Origin of the sequence: Pseudomonas vanderleydeniana, from assembly GCF_014268755.2 — a bacterium.
In the GTDB taxonomy this organism is placed as follows: domain Bacteria; phylum Pseudomonadota; class Gammaproteobacteria; order Pseudomonadales; family Pseudomonadaceae; genus Aquipseudomonas; species Aquipseudomonas vanderleydeniana.
The window spans coordinates 5004499-5021784 of sequence record NZ_CP077093.1; the positions used below are offsets into that span (position 1 = coordinate 5004499).

Genomic DNA, 17286 nt, shown 5'->3' on the forward strand with positions numbered 1-17286 from the left:
CTTCGCGGGCAAGCCACGCTCCCACGGGACGCTCCCAAGGGAAGGTGGCGCACACGAATGGCGTGTATGACCGTTTGCCCGGCCGACTTTCACAAGGTCAGCGTCAGGATCGGGCGAACGCCACCGCTTTCTGGAACTGCTCCTCGGTCGGCCGTACGCCGGTGTAGAGCACGAACTGCTCGAGCGCCTGGATCGCGATCACTTCAAGACCGGTGATCACTCGCTTGCCCTGCTCCCGGCCACGCACGATCAACGGTGTCTCCGACGGAATCGCCACGACGTCGAACAGAATCCCGGCCGCATCCACCGCTGCCGGCTCGAATGCCAGCTGCCCGGCCTCCGGGCCGCCGTCCATGCCCACCGGCGTGACGTTGACCAGCATCTGCGGGCGCAACCCACCCAGCTCGGCCTGCCACTGATACCCGCAGATCGCCGCCAGCGCCCGGCCAGCGGTTTCATTGCGGGCCACGATCACGCCGTGGCGATAACCGCCATCGCGCAAGGCCGAAGCCACGGCCTTGGCCATGCCGCCACTGCCACGCAGGGCGAAGGTGGTGTCCTTGGGTACCGCATGGGTTTCGAGCAACTGGGCGATGGCGATGTAGTCGGTGTTGTAGGCCTTGAGGTGACCCGTCGTGTTGACGATGGTGTTGATCGACTGGATCGCCGCTGCCGAAGCGTCCAGCTCGTCGACCAGGGCGATGCAGTCCTCCTTGAACGGCATCGACACACCGCAGCCGCGGATGCCCAGCGCGCGGATGCCGCCGACGGCGCCCGGCAGGTCCTGGCTGCTGAAGGCCTTGTAGTAGAAGTTCAGGCCCAACTGCTCGTAAAGATGATTATGAAAGCGCAGGCCGAAATTGCCGGGACGCCCAGACAACGACATGCACAGCTGGGTATCCTTGTTCGGGTTCATCTGCATGTTTCATCTCCTGAGGGGTACTTTCGGATAAACGGGATTAGCCATACACCCCGCTTTTCGCTGATCATAAGGAAAGGCTGCAAGGCTCTGGCGCAGGCATCGCAGAACTGTAGAAGGACTGTAAGGAAGCGCCGCCCCGAACCTTACACAAAATTTACTCAGCGGCGTCGAAGATTTTCCGAAAGCCGCTGTCATAGAAGTATCCCCGCGACAGTTCTTGAGTCTATTGCAGACAACAAGCGCTGGGGTTGGAACCCGAGGAATAATCATGATGCGTACAATTCCCAAGATAGCCTTGCTCGTTGGTGCACTCGCTGTCGCAGGCCAGGCCTCCGCCCACGGCGGTGGTGGCTGGGTAGGTCCTGCCTTGTTGGGCGGCGTGATCGGCGGAGCCATTGTCAGTTCGGTGGTTTCGAGCCCCCGTCCTGTATACGTCCAGCAGCCTGTGTACGCACAGCCAGCACCGGTTTATGTCCAGCCGGCGCCGGTCTACGTGCAACCTGCCCCTGTCTATGCGGCACCACCTCCTCCACCGGTGGTGGTCTACGGCGGTGGCGGCTACTACGGTCGTCCGGTGTACTACGGTCACCCCCATTACGGTTACGGCCCACGCTGGTAACCCTACGGCAGAATACCCAGGCCCCGTTCGCAAGACGGGGCCTGGTTCGTTCCGGTCGACGAAAACCTGCACGCGCCACGATTCTCGTCTGAATTTCAGAGGTAAAGGTCGCAGCCAAGACAGCAATCCCACACCGATGGCGCATGATAAGGCTGCCGACTGTCGCATCGAGCACGCCTTTCACATCGCTGTCATATTTGTGCCACCGCCCGGCTGCAAGATCGATCTATCGTCGAGGGCTTCTCCCTATAAGAACAAGGACGAATCATGCCAACGCAAAATCCGCATCGCTCCGCCGGCCTCTGCACTTCCAGCAAGGTCTATAGCGCCCTCACCGAACTCAAGCAGCTCGAAGGCCACCGCACGGCCAAGTTCCTCTCGCTGCTGACCGAGAACCTGGTGCGCAAGGGGCTGTTGAATGAACAGGAAGTGGTGCACATGCTGGACCAGGTGGTCGACTGATCCGGCAGGCACATCGCCTCGAGTGAATGACACACCTCGCGCCAGCACAGCGCCGAGGACACCTCACCGCACTCGCCCATCCCGGGAAAAGGGCTCACCCGGGCCTGGACTTGATTCTGTCAATGTCCACTATCGAGCACAGTGATTTTTCCCACGACCGTCATCACCGTAAGGTAGCTCCATAGATTGATGGAGGTACTTATGCCCAAGGTTCAGATCATGTCCGTTATCGGTAGCGCCGTTCCCGCCTCGCTCAGGGAGCTGGGGTTGCTTGCCTGCTGGTACCTGGTTCGCGACGGCGTGACGATCAGCGGCCCCCTGACCTCCTTGCCAGCGGCCAAGGCCCTGTCCGAACGCATGGACCTGCATGCCCTCGGCGCCTGACCGCCCACCGACTTCCCGAAACGTGCGTTGCTCCGCACAACCCCTTGCCCGCACCTGGTTGCGGGCTTTTTTATGGCTGGCGTTCAGCTGCGCTCGGCCTGGACACTGTTGATCTGGGTACGATGCCCCAGCTTCTGCAGGCGCTTGTCCAGTTCGATCATCACCACGCGGTCCGAACGCCCACTTTCCAGTTCGTCGATCAGCACGTTGGCGACCTTGCGTAGTTCATGAATGATGAGAATGCGGTCGTCATTCAAATCCTGCTTGTGGGACTCGAACAGCCGGAGCAGAAAGTCCTCGAGATTGCGCTGATAGCGATGCCGGTCCGAAGCACGCAGGTGAGCGAGGCTGGCGGTGATGCGCCCAAGCAGCTCCAGTATTTCCAGCCCGAAATAATGCAGGCGTCGGGCATACCCCACCTCGCGCTCGCGCTGGCGCCGACGCTCGGCCTGGAACTCCTGCTTGCGCTGGATCGCCGGAACGGCAATCGCCACCATCAATCCGACGATAAGTCCCACGGCCTGAATCCAACCATATAGATCAGCGGATTTCGGAAAAAACGAAACCGCCAGCAGCAGCACCGCCACGATACCCGCCCATATCACCATGGACAGGTAATCTCTGCTGAAAGAAATCTTTGGCATTACTCAACTCCTGAAGTCCGGAAAGCGTCGATTTCGGTAATACGCGCCGATGCTAATCGCTGTTCGCAACAGACACCATTACATGTCAATAGCGATACATGACGGAGCCTTCAACACTCAGGGAAACCCTTAGAAGCCAATTGATTCATAAGGATTTTTCACCATTTTATGAACTTGACAAATGCCCTTGGGGAGTTCGTGACGACATGCCTGCGTCAATTCGCTGAAACCTGCGAAATAAAGGCCTTGGACCGATACAACGGCTGTCATCTCTACGCTACCATATGTCTTATGGCCAGTACGGACCCCAGGGTCCAGCGCCAGGCAGCCAAGGCACGTCTTCCGGGTTCTCCGGGCAGCCCATGCAGTGACTGAATCCAACCAGGGATCGGACAGGAATCGGGAAGTTCAAGCCGGTAACTGGAATGAAATCGATACGAAATTAAATTTTGTGTCAGTTACGTCCACTATCTGCAGAGCTATGGCAACTTTCCGGGCTATATTCATCAAAAGTAACGCTTTTTCAAGAAAAGCCCGTTGCCAACGGTTTATCCATTTTTAGCGAGTCCATCCGCGTGAACATTCGTCATTCCATCCTCGGCCTTTTTTTCGTTCTGGCCGGCACCGTTGCCACTCCCCTTGCGCAGGCGCGTGAAACCACCCAGGCCCCTCGCGACACCAGCCACCTGCAAGTCGCCTCCGGCAGCGCCCTGCTGATCGACCTGCAGACCAACAAGACCCTGTACTCCAGCAATCCCGACGTGGTCGTGCCGATCGCCTCGGTGACCAAACTGATGACCGCCATGGTGGTGCTCGACGCCAAGCTGCCCATGGACCAGTACATCTCGGTGAACATCAGTGACACGCCGGAAATGAAAGGCGTGTTCTCCCGGGTCAAGCTCGGCAGTGAGCTGCCTCGCAAGGAAATGATGCTGATCGCCCTGATGTCGTCGGAAAACCGCGCAGCCGCCAGCCTGGCGCATCACTATCCGGGCGGCTACGCGGCGTTCATCGCGGCGATGAACGCCAAGGCCAAGTCGCTGGGCATGATCAACACCCATTATGTCGAGCCGACCGGATTGTCGATCCACAACGTCTCCACCGCCCGTGACCTCAGCAAGCTGCTGATGGCGGCCCGTCACTACCCGATGCTGAGCGAGCTGAGCACCACCAAGGAAAAGACCGTGGCGTTCCGCAAGCCCAACTACACCCTGGGCTTTCGTAACACCGACCATCTGATCAACAAGGACAGCTGGAAGATCAAGATCACCAAGACCGGCTTCACCAACCAGGCCGGCCACTGCCTGGTGCTGGTCACCGAGATGGGCAACCGCCCGGTCGCCCTGGTAATCCTCGATGCGTTCGGCAAGTACACCCACTTCGCCGACGCCAGCCGGATCCGCAACTGGATCGAGACCGGCAAGGGTGGCAACGTCCCGGACGTGGCCCTGCGCTACAAGGCCGACAAGAACCTGAAGGGCCGCCAGGCGGGCGAACAGGCCGCAAAGTAACCACTGATGAGCCGGCCCGGTCCTCCGGGCCGCATTCAGCCGCGTTGGCGTTTGAGTGCCTGTTTATGCGCGTACATCGCCTTGTCGGCGTCCGCCAGGATGTCTGCGACCGTGTCATGGCGATGCGGGTCATATTCGATCTGCCCCACGCTGAAGCGAATGTCATAACCCCGCTTCTGCCCTGAATTGCGCTCGGCCAGGGTATGACGCAACCGCGCCATGATCATCTCGACCTGAACATGATCGGAACCGGTGAGCAGTACCACGAATTCGTCGCCCCCCAACCGGCCGATCACATCGCTTTCGCGAAACACGATGCGCAATACATCGGCAAAGTTCTTCAGCGCCCTGTCGCCTTCGGCATGGCCATACACATCGTTGATCTGCTTGAAGTCGTTGAGGTCGAAGAACATCAGCGAGGCCGGCTTGCCCATCCGTTTGCACACGCTCAGTCCCTGGGTGGCCAGGGCTTCGAAGCCGCGACGGTTGGACAACAGGGTCAACTCGTCCATGGTCGCCATCTGTACCGCCACCAACTCCTGCTCAGCCATCTGTGCCAGGTCGCGCAATAACGAGCGCTCCTCGTCACTCAAGATCCGCGGCTTGGTGTCGATCAGGCACAGGGTACCCAGCTTGTTGCCATCCCCTACCGTCAGCGGACAACCGGCATAGAAACGAATGCCCGGGGCACCCGTCACCAGTGGATTGTCATGAAACCGTTCGTCTTCTTCCGCATTCGAGATCGTCAGTACCTGATCACCCAGAATCGCATGACCACAGAACGAAATATCTCGCGGTGTCTCACTGGCGGTGAGCCCGACGCAGGACTTGAACCATTGCCGGTTCTCATCGACCAGGCTGACCAGCGCGATAGGTACGTCGAACAGACGCTTGGCCAGGCGGGTCAGACGATCGAAACGCTCCTCGGGCGGAGTGTCGAGAATATTCAGCGAGCGCAGCTTTTCCACACGGGCCGTTTCATTGGCAGGTTTTTTCGGCGCTAACATCACAGACATCCCAGGCTTGCGATCATGCAAGCGTAGACAATAAATGAGCCGCTACAACGCAATGGACCGTGTAAATTTGCGAGTGTTCTTTCCCGCGAACACCGTGGCGCACCCGATGACCGGCTGCCGGCCCCACGCCCTGTGACCCGCCGCACAACCCGACGCCCAAGCCTGGGCGCAGTTGGCGCGAACGGTCATACTCGGCCTCCGCCATCACCGTACAGGATGTCCCCGTGAGCGCCGTCCGCGACGAACGCAACGCCCCCAAGAGCATTGGCCGCCTGCTGCTGGAACTGGTCTGGCAGCTCATGGTGCTGGGGGTGCCGATTTTCCTGGTGACCACCCTGCCGCCGCTCCTGGCCTTCGCCGTGGTACTCGTCGCGGCGGGCAGCATGTGGCTTTGTGCCAGGCTCGGTTGGCTGGCCGGTGGACGTGGTGCCGCCCGGTTGATGATCTCGGCGGTGTTCGGCCTGGGCTTCAGCCTCGGGCGCGCCTTGCCCGACTACTGGGATATCGCGGCAGCCTGCCTGGCCATTTTCCCCGGGTTGGCCTGCGTTGCCACCTGGGAACGGCGGCTGGGGCTGGCGCCGCCCGCCGCATCCGCCGCCAACCGCAGTGCCTGGGGTGGCCAGGAGCCGAGCGAAACCCCCGAAGGCGAACCGATCCGGGTGTTCAACCACGGCGAGATCGCCATGGGCGGGCCGGTCGTCTGCGACTACCTGTTTCCCGATGGTGTCCTGCTCGAGGGGCTGGGCTCATCGGCACGCTTTTCCAGCGACGGCCGCTATTTCGCCGCACCGGTGCCGTCGCGCCAGAGCTGGGGATTGGTGATTCTCGACCGCCTGCAGCGACAGCTCTATCGCTGTGACGATGAACGCTTCTGGGAGTTGGACAGCTTCAATGAGCAGGGGCTGGGCGGACGCCGTAGCCCGCTGGTCGACAACAGCGCCGAACAGGTCGACCTGCAAACCCTGCTCGGCAACGCCCAGCGCGTGGACCTGCTGCCCGTCGGCGATCTCTGGCTCGAACCCGGCCATTGGCAACAGAGCCTGGCCCGCCAGCAGATCGAACAACGCTCCCCGGACGGGAAGCATTTGCTGGAAGGCCAACTCAGCCTGCCCGAAAACCTGCGGCAACTGGAACAGCCCCGGGCCGCCCTGTCGCACCCGGATTACCGCCTGAGCCTGGACGGTGAGCCCGCTCCGCTGCTGATCAAGGCCGACACGGCGCGAGTGTGGAGCGACGACAGCCAGCGACTGGTCTGCATCGCCAGCGTCGCCGATGAGCCTGCCGGGCACCCCCATGGCCTCTGGCTGTGGCAACAGGGCCAGGGCTGGCGGGCCTTGCGTAGCCCCTGGAGCGCCAACGACCGCAGCCCTTCCGGTTACTGGAGCGAGCCGGTGGCGCTGGATGCGCAGTTCGTCCGCCTGGACAGCTACCTGCCACTGCTTCAGCCCGACAATGGCCACTTCGGCTACCAGTTGCACACTCTCCACAGCGATTCGGAAATCCTCGTCGGCCATGATCCGCTGGGGCGCGAGCAGGATGCCGACTGGTACCGTGCCCGCGTCCGCCTTGTCCTGCCGTTGGAGAGCGATGGGCAGGCCTGCTCGGTACAGATCGAATCCGCCCCGCTCCAGAATGGCAGCCGTGCGCGCTTCCAATGGGTGAAGGATAACCGAGATGGGGTCAGCGGCTATCGCTGCCACCTGGGCGACTGGGAACTGCCGGGGCTCTGGCAGTTGGAACATCGGGTCAGCGACAGCGGGCAGTATCTGGCGTTGCTGCCCTTTCCCGAGGCCGAAGCCTTGCCTGACCGGGTGGTGGTGGCTGATCCCGGCAGCCGTCGCCTGGTCGACAGCCCAGCGCTACCGATTGCCGGACTGATGGACTTTCGCGGCCCGCTGCTCAGCGTCGCGGCGGTCATCGGACGCCTGCCCGAGGACGACACCAGCACACCGCTGCACCGGTTCACCGAGCCAGCACCGACGGCGGCCCAGGCGGGGGCATTCAGTGCCTATCGCGAAGAATCCCGCGTGTACTACGAGATGCGCCAACTCAAGCTCGACAACGGTGCCCTCCAGGAGCAGCCCGCCTGGCGGGTGGTCAACCAGCCGCAGATCGCCACCGCCGAAGGCGCGTTCATCCAACCCGCGCCGACCGGCCTGGACGCCGCCTGGCTGTTCGGCAGCAGCACCGAATATGGCGATGACCTGCTGCGCGGCCAGATCTCACGCCTGGGCGGGCACCTGCTGACCGCCTCCGGTTGCGCCCTGTCGAACCTGGCTCCATCGATGATCTGGTCACCCAAGGGGCGTTACCTCGCATTGACCCGCCTCTATCTGGAGCATCCGGATTTCGAGTACAGCCAGCGCGCCTGGAAACTCCTGCTGCTCGATGTCGAGGCCCATACCCTGCGAATCGCGCCGAACTGGCTGGGCAATCGTCCGCAATTCATCGATTTTACCGGCGACACCCTGCACCTGCGCCAGTTCGAAGCCGACTGGGACCTGCGCGACGGCTCCGACCCCGGTCGACGGGTGCAGATCGACCTGAAGACCGTGCTGCAATGGCCCACCGAAGCGCTGGAACGCCACGGCGAGCTCTGGCTGACGCGCAGCGACGCCGGCAATGCCAGCGCCTGGCAGGCACTGGAAAGACCGGCGCTACTGTAGGAGCATGTACCTGCCCGCCCGAGAGAATGGAACCGACCATGCGCAGACCCACAGACACCCGGCAGGACGACAAGGCCCCGTACTTCTGGCGCGATGCCGCCCTGCCGTTCATCGAGGCCCGGTCGATCCAGGACGGCCGCAAGGTCTGCTACTCCCGGCATTCCCACGAACACTTCTCCATCGGTGCGATCACCCACGGGCGCAGTACCTATGTCAACGAACAGCAGCAATGGCAGGTCGAGGCTGGCACCGTGGTACTGATGAACCCCGGCGAAGTCCACGCCTGCAATCCGATCGACGACCAGCCATGGGCCTATCGCATGTTCTATGTCGAGACACCTTGGCTGACCGCCCTGCAACACGAGCTGGGCTTCAGCACGGAACTGGACTTTCGTCCGTTTTCGGCCACCCACAGCCGCGACCCGCTGCTCTTCCAGGGGCTGAATGCACTCTACGAACAACTGGTGGACGACGACCTCGCCCATCTGGAAAAGCAATGCGCGATCGTCGAGTTCTTCACCCTCCTGCAACACCGCCTGAACCCGGCGCCGATCCCGGTCCGCGAGATCAACCAGAAGCTGGAACGCGCTGCGGCCTACATCCACAAGCACTGCACCGAGGCACTGAAGCTGGAGGACATCTGCCAGGCCGCGCAGCTCTCGGCGTCCTACCTGACCCGCGCCTTCAAGCAGTACTACGGCATGACGCCGCACGCCTTCCTGGTCAACCGGCGCATCCAGTACGCACGCAACCAGTTGCGCCGTGGGCGGCTGATCGCCGAGGTCGCGCTGGAGGCCGGTTTCGCCGACCAGGCGCATTTCCAGCGGGCCTTCAAGCAGCACCTGGCGGCGACACCTGGCCAGTACCGCGGTTGAAGGGATTCAGGGCAGCAACAGATAACCGGCGCTCAGGGCCAGCAACAGGGCCATCGAGCGGTTGAACAGGCGCATTCCCCGAGGATTTTCCAGGTAGCGACGCAGGAAGGTCCCGGCAAAGGCCCAACAGGCGATCGAGCCGTAGCAGATCACGAAGTAGATCAGCGCGAACTCCAGCACCACCCGCGTCTCGCCATTGGCGGCGAACACGCCCATGCCGGCGACGCAAGCCAGCCAGGCCTTGGGGTTGAGCCACTGCATCACCGCGCCAAGGGTCAGGGTCGGACGCCTGGCGGACTGGCCGGCATTGAGCGAGCCATCATCCAGCGCCAGCTTCCAGGCCATGTACAACAGAAAGGCCACGCCACCGAGCTGAATGCCTCGCGTCAGCACCGGCACCCGCAGCAACAATTCATGCAACCCCAGGCCGATCAATACCAGCAACAGCGTGAAGCCCACAGTCGCCCCGGTGACATGCCGCAAGCTGGCACGCAGGCCGAACTGGGCGCCGGCACTCAAGGCGACGATATTGACCGGCCCGGGCGTGATGGAGGAAGCCAGCGCAAAGGCGACCATGGAAAGCAGGATGCTCATCGGATACGTCTCTCTCGAATGAAGGTGAGGAGCACGGTACCCAGCGGCCTGCGCCACGTATTGAAGAAAACTCCCCTGGCGGGCGAGGGCCACTAGCCAGCGTTCGTTTTTCCTGTTCTGCTTTCCCGGGCATTCGCCCCGACCTGTCCACCGCAGGGAGCCAAAGGTCCATGAGCGTCGCCTATCAGAGCCTGCTGGAATACACGCGCCGGATGAACCGGGTGCTGGAGCACATCGACCGCCACCTCGACCAGCCGCTGGAACTGGCCGAGCTGGCTGCCATCGCGCACTTCTCGCCCTTTCACTTCCATCGCCTGTTCAGCGCCTGGGTCGGAGAAACCCTGGGCGACTACCTGCGCCGTCGCCGGCTCGGCTGCGCCGCCCTGCAACTGGCCGAGCGCCCCGAGGCCACCGTCCTGGAGATCGCCCTGCACGTCGGTTTCGGCTCCGGCGAGGCCTTCAGCCGGGCATTCAAGCAGCATTTCCAGGTCACCCCCAGTGCCTGGCGCCGCCTCGAGCCCGCTCGCTGGGAGCAGCGCCTGAACGAGATTCGCGAACGGCGCCGGCAGTCATTTCGCAATCCTGATCAGGAATATGCGCTGATCCTGTCCGACCATGGTCACTCCCACCCCCTGGAGAAAATGACGATGGACGTCATGCTTGAAGACATCCCCCCGACCCGCGTCGCCTACATGCGCTATACCGGGCCCTATGGCCCGGGTATCGGCACATTCTGGCGGGAGACCTTTGCCCCCTGGATGGAGCGTAACGGCCTGATGGGCGAAGTGCGTTTCGGCATAGGCCACGATGACCCGCAGATCACCCCGCCGCACAAATGCCGCTACGACGCCTGCGTGCAAGTGCCGAACGACTTTGCCGGCAGCGCTGAAGTCACGGTGGCCACACTGCCTGGCGGACGCTATGCCGTGGCCCGTTTCAGCGGTCATGTCCGCGATTTCCCGGATGCCTGGACCGAATTGTGTCGCGACTGGCTGCCGCGTAGCGGCATGCAGTTCGCCAGCGGCCCGCCCTTCGAACGCTACCCCAGGGACGCACATTACGACCCTGTCGCCGGCACGCTCGACTGTGACCTGTGCATTCCGGTAAAGCCGCTGTAAATGACCGGCTGCCCAGGTGGGCAGTACACCTGGGCAACAAGTTCCCGGTACAGCAACACAAAGGCCTCGACACGCTGGCGCCGGCATGATGTCTGGCGTTACTGTCGAGCCTTTCCCGTTTCCTGCCGGAGCGTGCCATGACCCTGTCGACCCTGCTGCTTTTCATTCCGGCGTGCTTCGCGCTGAACATGGCCCCTGGCCCGAACAACCTGCTGTCGGTCAGCAACTCGACCCGCTACGGCTTTCGCACCTCCTGCCTGGCGGGGCTGGGGCGCCTGTTGGCCTTCGCCGGGATGATCGCCCTGGCCGCCGCGGGCCTGGCGGTGGTACTGCAGACCTCGGAACTGCTGTTCCACGCCATCAAGATTCTCGGTGCGGCCTATCTGATCTACCTCGCCGTCCAGCTCTGGCGAGCCAACCCGGAGACCGCGACCCAGGCCGAGGGCACCCGGGCCAGCCTGCCGGCGCTCGCCCGCCAGGAATTCCTCGTGGCTGCGGGAAATCCAAAGGCCATCTTGATCTTCACCGCCTTCCTGCCGCAGTTCGTCGATCCGGCCCAGGGCGTCTCTGCGCAGTTCGCCGTACTGGGTGCGATGTTCCTGGTACTGGAGTGGATCGCCATCAGCGCCTACGCCTACATGGGCCTGCACATGCGCCGCTGGTTCGCCGAGCCCAGGGGCAAGCGCCTGTTCAATCGCGGCTGTGCGGTGCTGCTGTCCGGTGCGGCCTCGGTGCTGCTGATGGCAAGGAGGGCCTGAGATGTCCCAGCCCACGCCGGTGTCCGTGATCCACACCCATCGCCTGTTGTTGCGCCCGGTACGGGCAGATGACCTCAAGGTCGCCCAGGCCATCCATGGCGATCCACAGACCAACCGCTACAACCCCAAGGGTCCGTCGTCCCTGGAAACCACCAGCAGCAACCTGTTCAACTGGGTCGAACACTGGAAGGCCAAGGGCTTCGGCTACTGGGCCGTCTGCGACCGGGAACAGCCGGACCGGGTGTTGGGTTTCGGTGGTCTGCAGGACGCCACTTTCGGTTCTCGAACCGGGCTGAACCTGTACTTCCGCTTCGCGGTGGATGCTTGGGGCCAGGGCTATGCCAGCGAGATGGTCGAGGCCGCCCTCGACCTGGCGTTCCGGCAACTGGGGCGCAACGAGGTGATAGGACTGGTACGGCCGGACAACCAGCCCTCGCGTCGAACCCTGGAACGCGCCCGGATGCTTGTCGATGGCGAGCTCGATGACGTTCCCGGCCAGCCCTGCAGCTTGCTCTACAGCCTCAGCGCGGAACGCTACCTCAGCCCGGAAAGTTTCATGTAGCACGCCTCGGCGAAGGCGTAAGATGCCCCGAGCAGTTATTACAAAATATGTCAGCCCAGGGAGTCACCGATGAAATCAAGTCTCGTCAAAGCCGCGCTGGTGACAGGCAGCCTGTTGCTGGGCGCCTGCTCGTCGGACCTGAGCACCCACTACAACAGCGCGTGCTCGACCCTGAGCTGCCAGCAGCACTACAACAGCAGTGCGCGCCTGAGCCAGGACAGCGGCGCGATGAACCGCAACCTGGGTAGCAGCTTCAGCGAATACGGCGAGAGCATGTTGCGCGACTAGGTTCCCCTCGCGGGAAACTTATCTGGCATAACCGAAACGGCTGGTGAATTCGGCCTCGATGCTACTGCAGTCGTTGCGCAGCGAAGCACCGGGCTGCTCACCCAGGGCCGCCCGCCCCGCTTCGCGGCAACGTACCAGACGCTCGGTCAGGGCTTCACGCTCCCGATCGACTTCCAGGTTGAGGCGAACGAAGTACACCCCGAGCGATACCGCCGTGCACACGATGAACGTGGCGAGTAACAGGAACCAGTCCCTGCCCTGCCCAGGTTCCGCAGCATCATTGTCGGGAGTGTGAGACATGCCAGCATCCTGCCGAGATCAGGCGCGGAACACAGGGTTCTACGCGGCGCATAATGTAACATTCCAAGTGTCCACGGGCGAACCCCTGCGGTGATGGGAATCACTGCCAGATACCCGCTGTCTTTGAATCTTCATGTTCGCACTAGAGCCTTCCGCGAGCCGCCGCCTTACACTGCGCACCCCGCCCCTTTTCACCCGAAGAACTGCGTTCATGAGCGAAGCTTTCGAAGTCCCCAGCCCCCACGAAAAACACGTCGAACACACCACCGAGCATGCTCATGCCCGAGGCGACGGCTTCGCCAGCCGGATTGCGGTGATGACCGCGGTCATGGCCACCATTGGTGCAATGCTCAGCTACCAGGCCGGCTCCACGGAAAGTGAAGCGGCGATGGACAAGAACAATGCGGCCATCATCAAGACCGAGGCCGCCAACCAGTGGAACTACTACCAGGCCAAGTCGAGCCGGCAGAACCTGTCGGAAATGGCCAGTCATATTCCGGGCCTGGATGCGGCGCACTACAACGCCGAGGCCGAGCGCTACAAGAAGGAAAAGGAAGCGGTACGCCAGAAGGCAGAGGGACTGGAGGCCCAGAGCCGCGAATGGGACGCCAAGTCGGAACAGGTCCTGCACCAGCACCACCGCTGGGCCCAGGCGATGACGGCGATCCAGATCGCCATTTCGCTGGCGGCGATCACCCTGCTGACCCGCCGGGAATGGCTGAAACGCCTGTCCTATACCGCGGTGGGTGCGAGTGTCGTGCTCGGCTCCATGGCCTGGCTGCACATCTGAAGGAGGCCACTGGCAGCCTGGTGAACCGCTCCCAGCGGGCTCAAAGAATCCACCCGCAACCGATCGTTCCCACGCTCCGCGTGGGAATGCCTCCGCGGGCGCTCGGCGCCCGCTCTGGTGACGCGGAGCGTCTGGGCCGCGTTCCCACGCAGAGCGTGGGAACGATCAAAGGCTGAAGATTACTGATCGTTCCCACGCTCCGCGTGGGAATGCCTCCACTGGCACTCGGCACCCACTCTGGTGGCGCGGAGCGTCATGGGCTGCGTTCCCACGCGGAGCGAGGGAACGATCAAAGGCTGAAGATTACTGATCGTTCCCACGCTCCGCGTGGGAATGTCTCTACTGGCACTCGGCGACCGCTCTGGTGACGCGGAGCGTCATGGGCTGCGTTCCCACGCGGAGCATGGGAACGATCAAAGGCTGAAGATTACTGATCGTTCCCACGCTCCGCGTGGGAATGTCTCTACTGGCGCACGGCGACCGCTCTGGTGACGCGGAGCGTCATGGGCTGCGTTCCCACGCGGAGCGTGGGAACGATCAAAGGCTGAAGATTACTGATCGTTCCCACGCTCCGCGTGGGAATGTCTCTACTGGCGCACGGCGCCCGTTCTGGTGGTGCGGAGCGTCATGGGCTGCGTTCCCACGCAGAGCGTGGGAACGATCAACGCCCCTGAACGATCAATCTCAGCTCTCGCCTTCCACGTCTTCCAGGCTGAAGGTTTCGGTGGCGTCGTTGTAGGAGAAGATCTCGGCGTAACGGCCCCAGCTGATCACGCTTTCCAGGGTCTGCTCGACGAAGTCTTCGCTGAGGGAATCTTCCAGCTCCTGTTCGAAACGCACCCGCGGCGCCCAGTGTCCGCGACGCTCCTGCAAGACCTGGCGAATACGCGCCGCCAGCGGCACCTGGCGCAGCAGGTGGTCGGCGAACATCACCTTGCGTTCCTGGGTACCATACTCGGCGAACAGCTTGCCCGCCTCGGTCAGGGAAATATCGGCACCACGCAGTTCGACGAAACCCAGATGCTCGAGCATCTCGGCCACCGGGAACAGGTCATCAACCTCCAGCAGCAGGCGCTCCGCCACGTTCGGCAGGCCCGCGCGACCATGGTACGGCTCGGCCGCCAATGCCTCGACCAGGCCGGCCATCAGGTTGGTCGGCACTTCCGGCAAGCGGCTACCCAGTTGCAGCTCGGACTTGCCGCCGTGGGCATCGGCACTGCGCCGGTCAGTCATCAGTGCGTAGATGTCATCGACCATCTTGCGAAAGATCGGGTCCAGACGATTACGCGGATGAGCGAACGGCACCTTGATCTGCGCCACCACCCGCCCGGGGTTTGACGACAAAACCATGATGCGGTCGCACATCAGTACCGCTTCCTCGATGTTGTGGGTGACGATCAGGATCGACTTGATCGGCAACTGCCCACCACTCCACAGTTCCAGCAGGTCGGTACGCAGGTTCTCCGCGGTGAGCACGTCGAGGGCCGAGAACGGCTCGTCCATCAGCAACAGGGTCGGGTTGACCACCAGGCCACGGGCAAAGCCCACCCGCTGGCGCATGCCGCCGGACAGCTCGCGCGGATAGGCGTTCTCGAAGCCGTCGAGGCCGATCAGGTCGATCGCCGCCAGGGCGCGCCTGCGGGCCTCCTTCGCCTCGACCTGCAGAGCCTGCAGGCCGGCTTCGACGTTCTCCAGCACGGTCAGCCAGGGGAACAGGGCGAACGTCTGGAACACCATGGCCACGCCCTTCGCCGGGCCGGTCAGCGGCTCACCGTTGTACAACACGTCACCGGAGGTCGGCTGGACCAGGCCGGCGATGATCCGCAGCAGCGTCGACTTGCCCGAGCCGGAGCGCCCCAGCAAGCCGACGACCTCGCCCTCGTGCAGGTTCAGGTCAACCTCGCTGAGCACCTGCCGTTCGTCCTTGCCCTTGCCAAAGCCCTTGGTCACCTTGGTCAGCGAGTAGATTTCACGGTCGGAGCGGGTGTATTCGGTATGGCTGTTCATGGAACCGACTCAGGTTAATTCATACGAAGTTTGTTTTCGGCCAGGGCGTACATCGGACGCCACACCAGCCGGTTGAACAGCACGACGAACAACGACATCACCACCACCCCCAGGGTGATTTTCGGAAAGTCGCCGGCCGCGGTCATCTGCGCGATGTAGGCGCCCAGGCCATGGGCTGCGACCTTGCCCTGGCCCCAGGAGACGAACTCGGACACGATGCTGGCGTTCCAGGCACCGCCGGAAGCCGTGATCGCCCCGGTCACGTAGTACGGAAAAATGCCCGGCAGCATGACCTGGCGCCACCATTGCCAGCCACGGATGTGGAAGTTCGCCGCAGCTTCGCGAAAGTCATTGGGGAAGGCGCTGGCGCCGGCAATCACGTTGAACAGGATGTACCACTGGGTGCCCAGCACGATCAGCGGGCTCAGCCAGATGTCCGGGTTCAAGTGGAACTGCAGGATGACAATGACGAACACCGGGAACAGCAGGTTGGCCGGAAACGCCGCGAGGAACTGCGCCAACGGCTGGATCTTCTCCGCCAGGTGCGGGCGCAGGCCGATCAACACCCCCAGCGGCACCCAGATCAGCGAGGCGATAGCGATCAGCAGCGCCACCCGCAGCAGGGTGATCACACCCAGCCAAAGCACATGGCCGACTTCGCCAACGGTCACTTCGGTGCCGACGTACTGCACGATGTGGTACAGCGCATAGAACGTCAGCGCACCGATGCAGGCGCCCCAGACCCAGTCGACCACCTTCGAGGCGGTCGCACCGCCCTGCCCCTCCACGGCGCGGGACGGTGCCAGGTTCAGGCTCAGCCGCAAATGGCCCAGACGAGTGACAGCACGTACCACTGGCCGGATCAGTCGCTGGATCACCCGGGTCCGCTGGATCAGGCGCAGCACCCAGGATTCGGGAGCGCCACCCTGGGCCGAGGTGTCCTCCATGCGAAACTTGTCGGCCCAGGCCACCAGGGGCCGGAACAGGAACTGGTCGTAGATCAGGATCACCACGATCATCGTCAGGATCACGTAGCCGACGGCCGACAGGTCGCGCTGGTCGATCGCCAGCGCCAGGTACGAACCGATACCCGGCAGAGTGATGGTCTTGTCGCCGACGGTGATGGCTTCCGAGGCGACCACGAAGAACCAGCCGCCGGACATGCTCATCATCATGTTCCACACCAGCCCCGGAATGGCGAAGGGCACGTCGAGCTTCCAGAACTTCTGCCAGCCTGACAATTGCAGGCTGCTCGACACTTCCACCAGGTCGCGGGGCAGCATGCGCAGCGACTGGTAGAAGCTGAACGTCATGTTCCAGGCCTGGCTAGTGAAGATCGCGAAGATCGCCGCGCACTCGGCCCCCAGCACCCGCCCGGGAAACAGCAGCAGGAAGAAGGTCACGGTGAACGAGATGTAGCCCAGCACCGGCACCGACTGCAGGATATCGAGCACCGGTACCAGCAGTTTTTCCGCACGCCGGCTTTTCGCCGCCAGGGTGCCGTAGAGGAAGGTGAAGACCAGCGCCGCGACCATGGCTGCCAGCATCCGCAGGGTAGTACGGATCGCATACTCGGGCAGGTTGCCGGGATCGAGCGAGATCGCCTGGCTCTGCAGGGTGGAGATCGGTGCCCAGGTTTCCCGCGCGCCGATCGACAGCAACAGCAGGAAACCGACCACCAGCGGCATGGCCATCAGGTCCCAGCGGTTGGGCAGCAGGCGTCGCGTACTGGCCGGGAGGTAGTGACGAAAAACCTTGTTCATGGCGACG

The 17286-nt window shown here is 62.9% G+C and carries 18 protein-coding genes; 11 read left to right on the plus strand and 7 right to left on the minus strand.

Annotated features, from left to right (window positions below; all coding sequences use genetic code 11):
• Positions 1–103 precede the first annotated feature (103 nt).
• Positions 104–922 carry a shikimate 5-dehydrogenase gene (locus HU752_RS22470; RefSeq protein ID WP_186684727.1) on the minus strand — a complete coding sequence of 273 codons (819 nt, stop codon included), beginning with the start codon at positions 920–922 and terminating at the stop codon, positions 104–106.
• A gap of 268 nt (positions 923–1190) precedes the next feature.
• Between HU752_RS22470 and HU752_RS22475 the strand changes: the two genes are divergently transcribed.
• The 3 genes from HU752_RS22475 (at position 1191) to HU752_RS22485 (ending at position 2387) form a co-directional block, all read left to right on the plus strand.
• Positions 1191–1541, plus strand: coding sequence for a hypothetical protein (locus tag HU752_RS22475; RefSeq protein WP_186684713.1), 351 nt, complete (start codon positions 1191–1193; stop codon positions 1539–1541).
• Between the two features lie 267 nt (positions 1542–1808).
• The gene (locus tag HU752_RS22480; RefSeq protein WP_186684711.1) at positions 1809–2003 is read left to right on the plus strand and encodes a hypothetical protein; all 195 of its coding nucleotides are present in this window, start codon (positions 1809–1811) and stop codon (positions 2001–2003) included.
• A gap of 201 nt (positions 2004–2204) precedes the next feature.
• Positions 2205–2387: a hypothetical protein gene (locus HU752_RS22485; protein ID WP_186684709.1), complete on the plus strand. Its 183-nt coding sequence runs from the start codon at positions 2205–2207 to the stop codon at positions 2385–2387.
• A gap of 83 nt (positions 2388–2470) precedes the next feature.
• Here HU752_RS22485 and HU752_RS22490 read toward each other — a convergent pair whose 3' ends face one another.
• Positions 2471–3031: a hypothetical protein gene (locus HU752_RS22490; protein ID WP_186684707.1), complete on the minus strand. Its 561-nt coding sequence runs from the start codon at positions 3029–3031 to the stop codon at positions 2471–2473.
• Between the two features lie 575 nt (positions 3032–3606).
• Between HU752_RS22490 and pbpG the strand changes: the two genes are divergently transcribed.
• Positions 3607–4542, plus strand: coding sequence for a D-alanyl-D-alanine endopeptidase (gene pbpG, locus HU752_RS22495; RefSeq protein ID WP_186684706.1), 936 nt, complete (start codon positions 3607–3609; stop codon positions 4540–4542).
• A 35-nt stretch (positions 4543–4577) separates the two neighbouring features.
• Here the strand turns inward: pbpG and HU752_RS22500 are convergent, their stop codons facing one another.
• Positions 4578–5549 carry a sensor domain-containing diguanylate cyclase gene (locus HU752_RS22500; protein WP_186684704.1) on the minus strand — a complete coding sequence of 324 codons (972 nt, stop codon included), beginning with the start codon at positions 5547–5549 and terminating at the stop codon, positions 4578–4580.
• A 233-nt stretch (positions 5550–5782) separates the two neighbouring features.
• On the opposite strand from HU752_RS22500, the gene HU752_RS22505 reads away from it, so the two are divergent.
• Both HU752_RS22505 and HU752_RS22510 read left to right on the plus strand, forming a co-directional pair.
• Positions 5783–8224: a hypothetical protein gene (locus tag HU752_RS22505; RefSeq protein ID WP_186684702.1), complete on the plus strand. Its 2442-nt coding sequence runs from the start codon at positions 5783–5785 to the stop codon at positions 8222–8224.
• 38 nt (positions 8225–8262) lie between these two features.
• Positions 8263–9099, plus strand: coding sequence for a helix-turn-helix transcriptional regulator (locus HU752_RS22510; RefSeq protein WP_186684700.1), 837 nt, complete (start codon positions 8263–8265; stop codon positions 9097–9099).
• Between the two features lie 6 nt (positions 9100–9105).
• Here HU752_RS22510 and HU752_RS22515 read toward each other — a convergent pair whose 3' ends face one another.
• Entirely contained in the window at positions 9106–9693 is a 588-nt protein-coding gene (locus tag HU752_RS22515; protein WP_186684698.1) for a LysE family translocator, read from the minus strand.
• A 170-nt stretch (positions 9694–9863) separates the two neighbouring features.
• Between HU752_RS22515 and HU752_RS22520 the strand changes: the two genes are divergently transcribed.
• The 4 genes from HU752_RS22520 (at position 9864) to HU752_RS22535 (ending at position 12419) form a co-directional block, all read left to right on the plus strand.
• Positions 9864–10811 carry an AraC family transcriptional regulator gene (locus tag HU752_RS22520; protein ID WP_186684697.1) on the plus strand — a complete coding sequence of 316 codons (948 nt, stop codon included), beginning with the start codon at positions 9864–9866 and terminating at the stop codon, positions 10809–10811.
• Between the two features lie 137 nt (positions 10812–10948).
• Positions 10949–11569, plus strand: a complete 621-nt coding sequence (locus HU752_RS22525) for a LysE family translocator (protein ID WP_186684695.1) — start codon at positions 10949–10951, stop codon at positions 11567–11569.
• Position 11570: 1 nt separating this feature from the next.
• Positions 11571–12131: a GNAT family N-acetyltransferase gene (locus tag HU752_RS22530; protein WP_186684693.1), complete on the plus strand. Its 561-nt coding sequence runs from the start codon at positions 11571–11573 to the stop codon at positions 12129–12131.
• Between the two features lie 69 nt (positions 12132–12200).
• A complete protein-coding gene (locus tag HU752_RS22535) occupies positions 12201–12419 on the plus strand; it encodes a hypothetical protein (protein WP_186684691.1) in 219 nt (72 codons plus the stop codon).
• A gap of 18 nt (positions 12420–12437) precedes the next feature.
• On the opposite strand, the gene HU752_RS22540 is transcribed toward HU752_RS22535, so the two are convergent.
• Complete coding sequence (locus tag HU752_RS22540; RefSeq protein WP_186684690.1) at positions 12438–12719, minus strand: hypothetical protein; 282 nt, start codon at positions 12717–12719, stop codon at positions 12438–12440.
• Between the two features lie 211 nt (positions 12720–12930).
• Here HU752_RS22540 and HU752_RS22545 point away from each other — a divergent pair, with 211 nt between their 5' ends.
• Positions 12931–13509, plus strand: a complete 579-nt coding sequence (locus HU752_RS22545) for a DUF4337 domain-containing protein (protein WP_186684688.1) — start codon at positions 12931–12933, stop codon at positions 13507–13509.
• Between the two features lie 684 nt (positions 13510–14193).
• On the opposite strand, the gene HU752_RS22550 is transcribed toward HU752_RS22545, so the two are convergent.
• Together HU752_RS22550 and HU752_RS22555 are read right to left on the minus strand one after the other, a co-directional pair.
• On the minus strand, positions 14194–15516 hold the full coding sequence (locus tag HU752_RS22550; protein ID WP_186684686.1) for an ABC transporter ATP-binding protein: 1323 nt from the start codon (positions 15514–15516) through the stop codon (positions 14194–14196).
• 14 nt (positions 15517–15530) lie between these two features.
• The gene (locus HU752_RS22555) at positions 15531–17279 is read right to left on the minus strand and encodes an ABC transporter permease (RefSeq protein WP_186684684.1); all 1749 of its coding nucleotides are present in this window, start codon (positions 17277–17279) and stop codon (positions 15531–15533) included.
• Positions 17280–17286 lie beyond the last annotated feature (7 nt).

Bases quoted from the DNA above. Each gene is read 5' to 3' on its own strand.
- HU752_RS22540 (WP_186684690.1), bottom strand. From the start codon at position 12,719: ATGTCTCACACTCCCGACAATGATGCTGCGGAACCTGGGCAGGGCAGG.
- HU752_RS22470 (WP_186684727.1), bottom strand. From the start codon at position 922: ATGCAGATGAACCCGAACAAGGATACCCAGCTGTGCATGTCGTTGTCT.
- HU752_RS22555 (WP_186684684.1), bottom strand. From the start codon at position 17,279: ATGAACAAGGTTTTTCGTCACTACCTCCCGGCCAGTACGCGACGCCTG.
- HU752_RS22490 (WP_186684707.1), bottom strand. From the start codon at position 3,031: ATGCCAAAGATTTCTTTCAGCAGAGATTACCTGTCCATGGTGATATGG.
- HU752_RS22485 (WP_186684709.1), top strand. From the start codon at position 2,205: ATGCCCAAGGTTCAGATCATGTCCGTTATCGGTAGCGCCGTTCCCGCC.
- HU752_RS22515 (WP_186684698.1), bottom strand. From the start codon at position 9,693: ATGAGCATCCTGCTTTCCATGGTCGCCTTTGCGCTGGCTTCCTCCATC.
- HU752_RS22520 (WP_186684697.1), top strand. From the start codon at position 9,864: ATGAGCGTCGCCTATCAGAGCCTGCTGGAATACACGCGCCGGATGAAC.
- HU752_RS22530 (WP_186684693.1), top strand. From the start codon at position 11,571: ATGTCCCAGCCCACGCCGGTGTCCGTGATCCACACCCATCGCCTGTTG.
- HU752_RS22545 (WP_186684688.1), top strand. From the start codon at position 12,931: ATGAGCGAAGCTTTCGAAGTCCCCAGCCCCCACGAAAAACACGTCGAA.
- HU752_RS22475 (WP_186684713.1), top strand. From the start codon at position 1,191: ATGATGCGTACAATTCCCAAGATAGCCTTGCTCGTTGGTGCACTCGCT.
- HU752_RS22480 (WP_186684711.1), top strand. From the start codon at position 1,809: ATGCCAACGCAAAATCCGCATCGCTCCGCCGGCCTCTGCACTTCCAGC.
- HU752_RS22535 (WP_186684691.1), top strand. From the start codon at position 12,201: ATGAAATCAAGTCTCGTCAAAGCCGCGCTGGTGACAGGCAGCCTGTTG.
- HU752_RS22500 (WP_186684704.1), bottom strand. From the start codon at position 5,549: ATGTTAGCGCCGAAAAAACCTGCCAATGAAACGGCCCGTGTGGAAAAG.
- HU752_RS22550 (WP_186684686.1), bottom strand. From the start codon at position 15,516: ATGAACAGCCATACCGAATACACCCGCTCCGACCGTGAAATCTACTCG.
- HU752_RS22525 (WP_186684695.1), top strand. From the start codon at position 10,949: ATGACCCTGTCGACCCTGCTGCTTTTCATTCCGGCGTGCTTCGCGCTG.
- HU752_RS22510 (WP_186684700.1), top strand. From the start codon at position 8,263: ATGCGCAGACCCACAGACACCCGGCAGGACGACAAGGCCCCGTACTTC.